General features: G+C 41.9%; 12 protein-coding genes and 1 pseudogene. 9 read left to right on the top strand and 4 right to left on the bottom strand.

Annotated elements, in window-relative coordinates:
- From WBM98_RS15490 to WBM98_RS15525, 8 genes and pseudogenes are all read left to right on the top strand, one after another.
- A pseudogene (locus tag WBM98_RS15490) lies at positions 1-743 on the top strand (NADH:ubiquinone reductase (Na(+)-transporting) subunit A); the annotation flags it as partial.
- Positions 744-746: 3 nt separating this feature from the next.
- Complete coding sequence (locus WBM98_RS15495) at positions 747-2,030, top strand: NADH:ubiquinone reductase (Na(+)-transporting) subunit B (protein WP_424366931.1); 1,284 nt, start codon at positions 747-749, stop codon at positions 2,028-2,030.
- Positions 2,031-2,032: 2 nt separating this feature from the next.
- Positions 2,033-2,782: a Na(+)-translocating NADH-quinone reductase subunit C gene (locus WBM98_RS15500; RefSeq protein ID WP_424366932.1), complete on the top strand. Its 750-nt coding sequence runs from the start codon at positions 2,033-2,035 to the stop codon at positions 2,780-2,782.
- 1 nt (position 2,783) lies between these two features.
- A complete protein-coding gene (locus WBM98_RS15505) occupies positions 2,784-3,431 on the top strand; it encodes an NADH:ubiquinone reductase (Na(+)-transporting) subunit D (protein ID WP_424366933.1) in 648 nt (215 codons plus the stop codon).
- Positions 3,432-3,452: 21 nt separating this feature from the next.
- On the top strand, positions 3,453-4,202 hold the full coding sequence (nqrE, locus tag WBM98_RS15510) for an NADH:ubiquinone reductase (Na(+)-transporting) subunit E (protein WP_424366934.1): 750 nt from the start codon (positions 3,453-3,455) through the stop codon (positions 4,200-4,202).
- A 2-nt stretch (positions 4,203-4,204) separates the two neighbouring features.
- Positions 4,205-5,512 carry an NADH:ubiquinone reductase (Na(+)-transporting) subunit F gene (gene nqrF, locus WBM98_RS15515; protein ID WP_424366935.1) on the top strand — a complete coding sequence of 436 codons (1,308 nt, stop codon included), beginning with the start codon at positions 4,205-4,207 and terminating at the stop codon, positions 5,510-5,512.
- Positions 5,513-5,651: 139 nt separating this feature from the next.
- Complete coding sequence (locus WBM98_RS15520) at positions 5,652-6,011, top strand: Na(+)-translocating NADH-quinone reductase subunit F (protein WP_424366936.1); 360 nt, start codon at positions 5,652-5,654, stop codon at positions 6,009-6,011.
- Positions 5,986-7,071 carry an FAD:protein FMN transferase gene (locus tag WBM98_RS15525; RefSeq protein WP_424366937.1) on the top strand — a complete coding sequence of 362 codons (1,086 nt, stop codon included), beginning with the start codon at positions 5,986-5,988 and terminating at the stop codon, positions 7,069-7,071. The genes WBM98_RS15520 and WBM98_RS15525 overlap by 26 nt, the downstream gene beginning before the upstream one ends.
- Here the strand turns inward: WBM98_RS15525 and WBM98_RS15530 are convergent.
- From WBM98_RS15530 to gpmI, 4 genes are all read right to left on the bottom strand, one after another.
- Positions 7,068-7,835 (bottom strand): class I SAM-dependent methyltransferase, encoded by a 768-nt coding sequence (locus WBM98_RS15530; RefSeq protein WP_424366938.1) that lies wholly within the window; start codon positions 7,833-7,835, stop codon positions 7,068-7,070. The genes WBM98_RS15525 and WBM98_RS15530 overlap by 4 nt on opposite strands.
- Positions 7,836-7,872: 37 nt before the next feature.
- The gene (locus WBM98_RS15535) at positions 7,873-8,247 is read right to left on the bottom strand and encodes a GxxExxY protein (protein WP_424366939.1); all 375 of its coding nucleotides are present in this window, start codon (positions 8,245-8,247) and stop codon (positions 7,873-7,875) included.
- A 123-nt stretch (positions 8,248-8,370) separates the two neighbouring features.
- Positions 8,371-9,189 carry a type I methionyl aminopeptidase gene (map, locus tag WBM98_RS15540; protein WP_424366940.1) on the bottom strand — a complete coding sequence of 273 codons (819 nt, stop codon included), beginning with the start codon at positions 9,187-9,189 and terminating at the stop codon, positions 8,371-8,373.
- 32 nt (positions 9,190-9,221) lie between these two features.
- Positions 9,222-10,739 carry a 2,3-bisphosphoglycerate-independent phosphoglycerate mutase gene (gene gpmI / locus WBM98_RS15545; protein WP_424366941.1) on the bottom strand — a complete coding sequence of 506 codons (1,518 nt, stop codon included), beginning with the start codon at positions 10,737-10,739 and terminating at the stop codon, positions 9,222-9,224.
- A gap of 245 nt (positions 10,740-10,984) precedes the next feature.
- On the opposite strand from gpmI, the gene WBM98_RS15550 reads away from it, so the two are divergent.
- The gene (locus WBM98_RS15550) at positions 10,985-11,380 is read left to right on the top strand and encodes an ankyrin repeat domain-containing protein (protein WP_424366942.1); all 396 of its coding nucleotides are present in this window, start codon (positions 10,985-10,987) and stop codon (positions 11,378-11,380) included.
- The last annotated feature ends 103 nt before the right edge of the window (positions 11,381-11,483 follow it).

The raw sequence follows: 11,483 nt of genomic DNA on the forward strand, positions 1-11,483 counted from the left end.
GACTTAACGGTATAGAATTACATAAAGTTTCAGGGCCTCACCCAGCAGGACTTGTTGGGACCCAAATCAATAAGATCGACCCCATTAACAAAGGGGAAGTGGTTTGGACGATAACCCCCCAGGATCTTGTGATCATCGGTGAGTTGCTTTTAACCGGAACATTCAATGCCGAGCGCATAGTGGCTTTGGCCGGATCATCGGTAAAGACCCCTAAATACTATAAAACAAAAATCGGCGCAGAAATCGCAACTTTCCTATATGGAAGCGGCGTCAAGGGTGAAGATTTCAGAGTAATCAATGGGGATGTATTGACCGGTGCCAAAAGTAGGCCTGATGGGCATTTGGGGTACTTTAATAATACGGTTACCGTTATTCCTGAAGGTGATGATTATGAATTCTTTGGGTGGACGCGACCTGTCTTCAATAAAATATCGACTACAAGGGCCTTGACATTCTCATGGTTACAACCCAATAAAAAATATGATTTAAACACAAATACCAATGGTGAACATAGGGCATTTGTGGTGACGGGACAATATGAGGAGGTCTTCCCGATGGATATTTTCCCCATGCAACTATTAAAAGCATGTATGGTTAAGGATCTTGATGAAATGGAGCAGCTTGGTTTGTATGAAGTATCTCCTGAGGATTTTTCATTGACCGAATTCATTTGCATTTCGAAGCAACCCCACCAAAAGATCATACGTGAGGGATTGGATTTATTATACAAAGAAATAGGCTAAAAGATGAGTGATAAAAGATTGACTTTTAAGAAAAGACTGCACATACTTAAGCATCATTTTCGGGATAAGAAAATGGCTCCGGCATTCGCCGCATTCCATACTTTCTTGTTTACACCCGATGATACGACGCATACAGGGGCCCATATTCGGGGGGCTGATGATTTAAAACGAACCATGAATATGGTGATTCTGGCTTTGATACCAGTTTTACTTTTTTCTATGTTCAATGCCGGGTATCAATACTATGCGGCAATCGATGCGGCTAATAATGTATCTAGGGAGCTTTCGTTGTGGGATAATTTTCTTACATGGGACAACTTCTGGATCGGCATTATCAAGGTATTGCCTTTGGTCGTAGTGTCTTACGGCGTAGGCCTGGGTGTTGAGTTTATTTTTGCGATCATTAAAGGGCATGAAGTTGAAGAAGGATATTTGGTGACCGGTATGTTGGTGCCTTTGATCGTTCCAATAGATACGCCCCTTTGGATGTTGACCATTTCCGTTATTTTCGGGGTGATCATTGGTAAGGAAGTCTTTGGAGGAACGGGTATGAATATTTTAAACCCTGCTTTGACGATTAGGGCCTTTTTGTTTTTCGCGTATCCGACCTGGATGAGTGGGGATAAGGTTTGGGTGTATGAAGCGGTTGAAAGGGCCGGCACTGCTGATGCTATATCAGGTGAGACCGTATTGGGTGCCTTGGCCCAAAACAATCTAGCTGAGCTCAATTATTCTGTTTCTGATATGTTCTTTGGGTTTATCCCTGGTTCAGTGGGTGAGACCTCAACTTTTTTGATTCTTTTAGGAGGATTGTTTTTGGTGTTCAGTAAAATTGCAAGTTGGCGTATTATGTTGAGTGCCGTCATCGGTTCCTTGGTTATGGGCTATATCTTCAATATAATCGTTGATATGGGGATCATAACCGAATCCAGTAATTTTTATGGATTAATGAGCTTTGAATATTGGCAACACCTATTGGTAGGTGGTTTGGCATTTGGTATTGTATACATGGCCACGGATCCCGTTACCGGATCCCAGACCAATAGGGGCAAGTGGGTGTATGGTTTCTTGATAGGATTCATGTCAGTAATGATTCGGGTATTCAATCCTGCCTACCCAGAAGGTGTCTTCCTGGCAATTTTATTGATGAACGTATTTGCACCGACCATTGATCATTATGTGGTGAAGGCCAATATCAAAAAACGTTTGAAACGACTCAAGAATGCTACCATTCTTCCAAAGGATTCCGATAGCAAAGCAGAAGAATTAAAAGCAGAAACAGTTTAATCATGGCAATCAATACAGAAAAGAACAGTTACACCATAATTTTTGCGGCCTTAATGGTGGCCGTCGTGGGTACGATTTTAGCCTTTGTAGCCTCTTCTTTGAGTGGCAAGATCAAAGAAAACGAAAGATTGGAAAAACAGCAGAACATTCTTTATGCCATGGGAGTCAATGAGAATGAAGGGGAAGGGAGTGTGAATTTTATACCCACCAATCAGGTTGCAGGTGAATTTTCAAAATTCATCAAGGAACAGTTGGTCATAGAAGGGGATAAGATCACCAAGGATGACCAGGCTTATTTGATCGACCTTAAAAAACAGGCTACAGCGGCAAAAAATGGGGAAACCAGAAAATTGCCTTTGTTCATTGGTGATAAGGATGGAAAAACATTCTATATCATTCCCATGAGGGGTAAAGGACTTTGGGATGCCATTTGGGGTTTTGTTGCCTTGGATGAAGAAATGGTGGTCCAAGGGGTCTATTTTGATCATGCTGCCGAAACGCCAGGTCTTGGCGCGAATATCAAACAACGTTATTTTATGGATGATTTCACGGGGGAATCTATTTTGGACGGAACAAAGTACTCGGGAATTACAGTGGCGAAGGGTAATAACGATCCCCTGAACAATATAAAGGACGATAATGAGGTCGACGCCTTAGCCGGAGCCACCATTACCGGAAATGGGGTTTCCGCAATGATCAGCGAAAGCGTGAATCTTTATAAGGACTATTTAGAAACGATTAGAGTTAAATAATATGGCACTACTTTCAAAAAAAGATGCGAATTTAATCATTGACCCACTGGCCGATAACAACCCCATTACCATTCAGGTATTGGGTATATGTTCGGCATTGGCTATTACTGCGGAGTTAAAAGCTTCGGTCGTAATGGCCATATCCGTACTCTTTGTATTGGGTATTGGTAATGTGGTCATTTCCTTGATGCGGAATATCATCCCTTCTAAAATCAGGATCATTGTACAGCTTATCGTTGTGGCGACCTTGGTGATTATTGTGGATCAAGTGCTTAAGGCCTTTGCTTACGAATTAAGTAAAACCCTTTCAGTGTTTGTAGGTTTGATTATAACCAACTGTATTATCATGGGGCGTTTCGAGGCCTTTGCTCTCGCTAATGGCCCTTGGCGGTCCTTTTTAGACGGCATTGGTAATTCGCTCGGATATGGCGTTATATTAATAATTGTAGGCTTCTTCAGGGAGCTTTTGGGCTCAGGTACTTTATTTGGGTTCCCGGTTTTAGGAAATCCAATTGCTAAAACGGGATTATATTCAACAGGTTATGAAAACAACGGATTCATGATCATACCTCCCGCGGCATTGATTGTTGTAGGCATTGTTATCTGGGTACAACGATCTAGGAACAAAGCATTAATAGAGGACAACTAGTAGTCATTTAAAAATAGTATTATGTTAGAACATATAGAATTATTTTTTAAGTCCATATTTATAGATAATATGGTGTTTGCGGTATTTTTGGGAATGTGTTCCTATTTGGCGGTATCAAAGAAAGTGGCGACTGCCGTAGGTTTAGGAGCGGCCGTTATCTTCGTTTTAGCAGTGACCGTACCCTTGAATTGGTTGCTCGACCAATATTTGCTTCGTGACGGGGCTTTGGCTTGGTTGGGACCTGAATATGCCGATTACAACCTTAGTTTTTTATCCTTTATCCTTTTTATTGCCACTATTGCGACCATGGTGCAGTTGGTAGAGATCGTTGTTGAAAAATTTTCTCCCGCGCTTTATAATTCCCTCGGTATATTCTTACCCTTGATTGCGGTAAACTGTGCAATTCTTGGCGGGTCATTATTTATGCAATCCAGAGAGATCGCTACATTGGGCTTGGCCTTTAATTATGGGGTCAGCTCAGGAATTGGATGGTTTCTGGCCATTTTGGCGATTGCGGCAATACGTGAAAAGATTCGATATTCAAATGTACCGGCACCTTTGAGAGGCCTTGGTATTACCTTTATCATTACCGGGTTAATGGGCATCGGCTTTCAAAGTTTTGGTGGTATGTTGACCGGTGGTGGCGAGGAAGAGGCTGCTGATGCCGAAAAAACCACAGCTGCGAAAATCGAACAGATAGAGAAAAAAGAAGACAAAAAAAAGGAGATCGATGAAAAAGAGATCTCATATAATGACGCTATAAACAAGTAGAAATGATTTTAGCTACAAGTACAGGTGGAACAATTTTAATTACAGTAGTATCGTTCCTTATTCTATTATTGGCTTTGGTTGCCCTCTTATTATTTGCAAAGGAAAAACTTTCACCCTCGGGACCGGTTACCATCACCATTAATGGTGAAAAGAAAATCGAAGTGGGCTCGGGTGGATCCTTATTGTCCACCTTAGGAAACCAAAAGATATTCCTTCCTTCCGCATGCGGTGGTGGGGGTACCTGCATTCAATGCGAGTGCCACGTACTTTCAGGAGGAGGGGAAGCACTACCAACAGAAACCCCCCATTTCTCTAAAAGGGAATTGAATGAAGGGGCTCGGTTGGCCTGTCAGGTAAAAGTAAAGCAGGATATGGAAATTACCATTCCTGAAGAAGTTTTCGGTATCAAGAAATGGGAAGGGACCGTTGTACGTAATTACAATGTAGCCTCGTTCATCAAGGAATTCGTTGTCGAGATTCCGGAGGATATGAATTATAAAGCAGGCGGGTACATTCAGATTGAGATTCCGCCCTGTGAAATCAAATATTCGGATATTGACATTACGGCACACCCTGAAGAGCATGAGACCCCTGATAAATTTCAGGCCGAATGGGATAAATTCAATCTATGGCCCTTGGTGATGAAAAATCCAGAAACGGTCGAAAGGGCCTATTCCATGGCTTCTTATCCGGCTGAAGGTAGGGAGATTATGTTGAATGTCCGTATCGCCACGCCCCCATGGGATCGATCCAAAAATGGTTGGATGAGTGTAAACCCCGGCGTTGCATCATCTTTTATTTTCGCACAAAAACCAGGGGATAAGGTGATTATTTCCGGCCCTTATGGGGAGTTCTTCATAAATGAGTCCGATTCTGAAATGTTGTATGTAGGTGGTGGTGCCGGTATGGCCCCTATGCGTTCGCATTTGTACCATCTGTTCAAAACCTTGAAAACGAAGCGAAAAGTTTCCTACTGGTATGGTGGACGTTCAAAAAGGGAATTGTTCTATTTAGATCATTTTTATCGATTGGAGAAGGAATTCCCCAATTTCAAGTTCTATTTGGCACTTTCTGAACCCATGAAAGAGGACAATTGGAAGGTTAAGGCTGATATAGATGCCCCAGGGGATGGTTTTGTTGGTTTTATACACAATTGTGTCATCGATAATTACTTGAGCAAACACGAATCCCCAGAGGATATAGAGTTGTATTTCTGTGGACCTCCATTAATGAACAAGGCCGTGCAGAAAATGGGCGAGGATTTTGGGATCCCTGATGAGCATATCCGCTTTGATGATTTCGGAGGATAAACTCCTTGTGCTCATCTTGCTAGATAGCATACGAGAATTAAATGATTTAAAAAAACCGATACCTCCCTATCGGTTTTTTTTGACCCTGAATTGATGTAGAGGATCAATAACAAGAGTTAAAACGCATAAAATAAACCCATTGAAACCACTAAGCGAACAGGAATTGCATAATTTGGCGATGAATATCGTTGGACGATTGCTTGAGGCGGAGGGGTATGAATTTATGGGGGTAAACAGTAAACCCAAGAAAAATCCGCAATTCGTGTGTTTAAAAAACAAAGAATTACATTTTATCGTGGTGCGTAATGTGGTCTATCCCCAAGACCCGAAAAAGTACGATCTTGATTTAATGGATAAGATGAAAGACCATGCTCGAAGTCATGAAGGAAAAATATACTATGCGGGCGTTGGACTCTACAATGCGGCCGATCGAAATTTACCCGTATACTTAAATGAGGAATATATTGTCGATTATGAGGGACTTATTGAGATTGAATAATATTGACCGTTTTACATATGGTACTTGTTACCCTGCAACCAAATCGAAGATCTTAATCAAAAAATGGGTATTGGTACTACTTGCGTTGGCCATACTGTCTTGTGTCAAAGCCCCTGATAAATATGTCAAGAATACAAACGTAGGAGGTGCTTTGGGGACATCCTACAGTATAATTTATTTGGCGGATCGAGAACTGGATTTTCAACAGGAAATCGATTCGGTCTTCCATGTGGTGAACCGATCTTTGTCAACCTACATTCCTACTTCCGATATTTCAAGAATCAATGAAGGTGAGGATGTTACCGTTGACCATATGTTTCGCGAGGTATTTACACTTTCCAAGGAAATATATGCCAAAACCGATGGTTATTTTGACCCAACAGTGGGTATTATGGTCAATGCGTGGGGATTTGGTCCGGGCAAAAAAGTCAATATGGATAGTACAGCAGTAGATAGTCTTATGCAATGGGTGGGGCTTGACAAGGTGGATATAACCCCTGAAAACCTCATTCAAAAGCAATTCCCGAATACCTATTTGGATTTCAATGCCATAGCCAAAGGATATGCCATAGACCGATTGGCCAAAATGATGGATCAAAAAGGAATTGATGATTACCTGCTTGAAGTGGGTGGCGAATTGGTGGGGAAGGGAATGAACCAAATAAAACAGAAACCATGGGTGGTTGGTATCGATGACCCCCAGGTCGAAGCGGGGAGAAGGTTAAAGATCTTGATCCATCTAAAGGATATGGCCTTGGCCTCATCGGGAAACTACCGCAAGTTCAGGATAGACTCGATTACCGGTAAAAAATATGTGCATACCATTGACCCGAAAACCGGATACACCAAAAATGCAAGTACGTTAGGCGTTACGGTACTGGCCAGTTCATGTGCCATAGCCGATGCCTATGCTACTGCTTTCATGGCGATGGACTTGGAACGATGCAAGGATATATTGGCAGCACAGAATGAATTGCAAGCCTATGTGATTTATTTGGATGATGATGGGCAGACCAAGGAATACATGACCCCAGGTTTTCAAAAGCTGGTGGCGGACTAGGGCTTTCGAACGAAGGGAATGACTTCGTTGACGGCCAATCTGTACCTATCCAATTCTTCCCGGCTAAGGTGCTTGGTGAAATGTACTTCCTCCACTTCAAAACCGACATTTCGAAGTTTATCAAAATAATCCCTGCCATAAATACGAACATGGTCGTATTGCCCGAATATTTTGGCGCGTTCCTTACGGTCGGTAATACTATCATCCTCAAAGGTCCGTTCCCGGTTCAGGTCTTGCGGAATTTGAAAAACACCCCATCCACCGGGTGTAAGAACACGAAACAATTCCTGCATAGCCTTATGGTCATCGGGGATATGCTCCAAGACATGGTTGCAGAGTATCACATCAAAGGTATTGTCGTCAAAAGGCAAATTGCAGATGTCCGCTTCAACATCGGCCAAGGGTGAGTTTAAATCGGTGGTGGTATAATCCAGGTTCGAAAGGTTTCTGAATCTTTTATAAAAAGCCTGTTCTGGGGCAAAATGCAATACTTTTAATTTTGAACTGAAAAAATCCGTTTCCCGTTGAAGAAACAACCATAATAATCGATGTCGTTCTAAGGAAAGGGTAGCGGGGGAGAGCACATTTTCCCTAGGATTTTCGTATCCGTAAGGCAAAAAAGCCCTGAACCGTTTCCCATCAATAGGGTCGGTATATTTGTTTCCCCTTAGCCACAAGGCCATCACAGGCCGAACCCAATAACTTACTTTTATAAGTAAAGGTCTAGGAATGGTGTTTAGAATGTACTTGAATATTTTGGACACGAATTACACTAATTTTCACGAATTATATTGAGCAAACTTAAAGGACTACTCTTTTGTAGGATAAACTATCCTCACCAAAATTAATCAATAGACCTAGTCTTAATTTGGATGCAGCTAAATAGTTCAAGGTCTGTTTAATATGTGTCTTGGCTAATTTTTCGATGGCTTTGATTCCAACTATGATTTTATCTTCAATGACGAAATCAGCAATATATTGATGAGACAAAATTTCCCCCTTGTAATCAATAGTAAACCTAACTTCCCTGCTATAGGGTACACTGTGCGATTTCAATTCCAATTCCAAGGCATCACCATATACAATTTCACTAAATCCCTTCCCCAATTCGTTATGAACATCCATACATAATCCTATGATATAATATGACTCATCTTTGTATTTTAAATCGCCCATATGTTAATCATCGGTGAAAACTGATGTAATTCGTGTCCCTCGTATTTTTAATTAAACAGCTATGAATTCCCACCTCAATTTTAGTCAAAATCGAATGTTTTTGAATTAGCTTCCGTTTTCCACCTATAAAAATAGTTTCTTTTGCCGAAACTCATCCTCTTCGTCACTTTCGATTCCCAAGGCCTTATAGACATATTGAAATGTGGACAATAGTTCAGGTTTACCGTTCACGATGGCCACATTGTGCTCAAAATGTGCACTTGGCTTTCCATCGGCGGTCAAGATCGTCCAACCGTCATTAAGTTGTTTTATGTTTTTGGTTCCCATATTGATCATCGGCTCGATGGCGACCACAAGGCCCTCCATGAATTTCTTGCCCCGGCCGCGTTTTCCATAATTGGGCATTTCTGGACTTTCATGTAATTTGCGTCCCAAGCCATGGCCAACCAATTCGCGGACAACCCCATAACCGTGATTTTCGCAATAATTCTGAATGGCATAGGCCACATCACCTACACGGTTGCCAGCTTTGAATTCGCGTATTCCCAAATAAAGTGATTCTTTGGTCACGTTCAATAATTCTCGGGTTTCAGGGGCTACCTCACCTACTTCAAAGGTGTAGGCGTGATCCCCATAAAAGCCATTTTTTAACGCACCACAATCCACTGATATAATGTCCCCGTCCTTAAGGGGTTCTTTTGTAGGTATGCCATGGACCACTTGGGCATTGGGACTCATGTTCAGGGTATTGGGGAAATCGTACATGCCCAAAAACCCGGGTTCGGCTCCCTGTTCCCGAATAAAATCCTCGGCCAACTTATCTAAAAAAAGGGCATTGACCCCTGGTTTTATTTCAGCGGCCAACATGCCCAAGGTTTTAGAAACGACCAATGCGCTTTCGCGCATTAGTTCTATTTCTTCCGGTGTTTTTACTTTTATCATAAGCAGCAAAGATAAAACAATCTACCTTGTCGTTAAACCAAAGGTTTTTGCGTCATCAATGCAGGTTGGGGTACCCCCATTAATTTCAGGATTGTCGGAGCGATATCACCTAAAACCCCATCTTTAATCGCTTTGATATCATTATCGATAAGAATCAAAGGCACTGGATTGGTGGTATGGGCCGTGTTGGGCGAACCGTCAGGGTTGATCATGGTCTCACAATTACCATGATCGGCAATGAGAATGGTCGTATACCCATTTTCCAACCCTGTCGTGACCACCGATTTAGCACAACTATCTACAGTTTCACACGCTTTTATCGCGGCGTTCATATCACCCGTATGGCCGACCATATCAGGATTGGCAAAGTTGAGGCAAACAAAATCGACCTCTCCTTTTTTCAATTCAGGAATAATGGCATCCCTTATTTCATAGGCACTCATTTCAGGTTTCAAATCATAGGTGGCTACTTTTGGGGAAGGACATAAAAGACGATGTTCCCCATCAAAAGGTATTTCCCTACCCCCATTGAAAAAGAAAGTTACATGCGGATATTTCTCGGTCTCTGCAATTCGAATCTGTTTTTTGCCATTTTTCGAAAGTACTTCGCCTAAGGTTTCCTTAATATTTTCCTTATCGTATACCACATGCACATTGTTGTATGAATCGTCGTAATTCGTTAAGGTCACATAATAGAGGTTCAACTTATGCAGGTTCAATTCATGCATATCTACTTGACTCAATACCTGGGTCAACTCCCTTCCACGATCTGTTCTAAAATTGAAGAAGATCACGACATCATCTTCCTTGATATGTGCCAAAGCGTTCCCATCACCATCGGTCATCACAATGGGGTCGATGAACTCATCGGTTATGTTCTTATCATAGCTTTCTTGTAGGGACTGGGCAATATCCTTAGATTTTTTCCCCACGTTATTGACCATCACATCATAGGCTTTTTTAACACGATCCCATCGTTTGTCCCTGTCCATGGCATAGTACCTGCCAATCACGGTGGCCAATTTGGCATGTTTATCCGAGCAGAATTGGGTTAGGTCTTCCAGAAACCCCTTACCACTTTTAGGGTCTACATCCCTACCATCGGTGAAGGCGTGAATATACATGTTGGAAACACCGGAATCCTGCCCCGCTTTGATCAATCCTTTTAAATGATCGGTATGGCTATGCACACCGCCATTACTGACCAAGCCCAAGAAATGAACATCCTTATGGTTCGTTTTCGCATATTCAAAAGCTTGTTTTAAGACAGCTTCGTCCTTTAAGGTATTTTCCTTTACGGCAAGATTTATTTTGGCCAGGTCTTGATAAACGATCCTCCCGGCCCCAAGGTTCATATGTCCCACCTCACTGTTGCCCATTTGGCCCTCTGGGAGACCCACGTTCATACCATCGGTACGCAAATTAGCATTGGGGTATTTCGTATATAAGGAATCTACAAAGGGTGTATTTGCATTGTCAATTGCTGAAACTTTAGGGTCGGGGGATTTGCCCCAACCATCCAAAATCATTAAGATTACTTTTTTGTTCATGATGTGTTTATTTCGTGCTACAAAAGTAAGGTGTTACGATTAGTATAACTAGTTCTGCAAGGGCCTTTTTTTAACTTTCAAAGCGAATTGTGCACATTTTTATAGTCGTAGGGCGGATGTTAAAATTTAGTTATTTAACAGTTAAAGTTGAAACATTATGCTTGAAGCGAAGTCTATATTTATAGTATACTATAAATTATTCATCAATCAGTACTGGATTTCATCCGGTGCAAAAAACAATCATCATGAAGAAAACAGTATTAATCGCTGCGGGGGTATTTATGCTTTTCTGCACATCGGCTACGGCCAACCATCAACATCAACTTGCATCTTTACATGGTAATTACACCGTCGTGGAAAAAGTGCAGATCAATCCATTTTGCAAGGCCATTGTGCAAGGGGATATCGAAGTAGTGCAAAAATTGATTTCCTTGGGAGAGGAAGTCAATCGAAAATCGATGGGGATGACCCCGGCTATTTACGCGGCCCGTTACAATAAGGTGGAAATCTTAAAATTATTGATAGCGCACGGGGCTGACCTACGAATTAAAACCGATAGCGGCCTAACTATCCAAACAATCGCTGAATCTGCGAATGCCAAGGAAGCGTTGGAAGTCATCAATCGAGAGATGCAGAGTTGAATAGGGCTCCCAAAGTGAATAAAAAAGACCATTCCGCCTAGGCGGAATGGTCTTTTTTATTCACTTTGGGAGCCCTATTCAACTCTGCATCTCTCGATTGATG

This window comes from Maribacter sp. (assembly GCF_049667165.1).
Taxonomy (GTDB): Bacteria; Bacteroidota; Bacteroidia; order Flavobacteriales; family Flavobacteriaceae; genus Maribacter_A.

Bases quoted from the DNA above. Each gene is read 5' to 3' on its own strand.
- WBM98_RS15500 (WP_424366932.1), top strand. From the start codon at position 2,033: ATGGCAATCAATACAGAAAAGAACAGTTACACCATAATTTTTGCGGCC.
- WBM98_RS15550 (WP_424366942.1), top strand. From the start codon at position 10,985: ATGAAGAAAACAGTATTAATCGCTGCGGGGGTATTTATGCTTTTCTGC.
- gpmI (WP_424366941.1), bottom strand. From the start codon at position 10,739: ATGAACAAAAAAGTAATCTTAATGATTTTGGATGGTTGGGGCAAATCC.
- WBM98_RS15525 (WP_424366937.1), top strand. From the start codon at position 5,986: ATGAGGGACTTATTGAGATTGAATAATATTGACCGTTTTACATATGGT.
- nqrF (WP_424366935.1), top strand. From the start codon at position 4,205: ATGATTTTAGCTACAAGTACAGGTGGAACAATTTTAATTACAGTAGTA.
- nqrE (WP_424366934.1), top strand. From the start codon at position 3,453: ATGTTAGAACATATAGAATTATTTTTTAAGTCCATATTTATAGATAAT.
- WBM98_RS15505 (WP_424366933.1), top strand. From the start codon at position 2,784: ATGGCACTACTTTCAAAAAAAGATGCGAATTTAATCATTGACCCACTG.
- WBM98_RS15495 (WP_424366931.1), top strand. From the start codon at position 747: ATGAGTGATAAAAGATTGACTTTTAAGAAAAGACTGCACATACTTAAG.
- WBM98_RS15535 (WP_424366939.1), bottom strand. From the start codon at position 8,247: ATGGGCGATTTAAAATACAAAGATGAGTCATATTATATCATAGGATTA.
- map (WP_424366940.1), bottom strand. From the start codon at position 9,189: ATGATAAAAGTAAAAACACCGGAAGAAATAGAACTAATGCGCGAAAGC.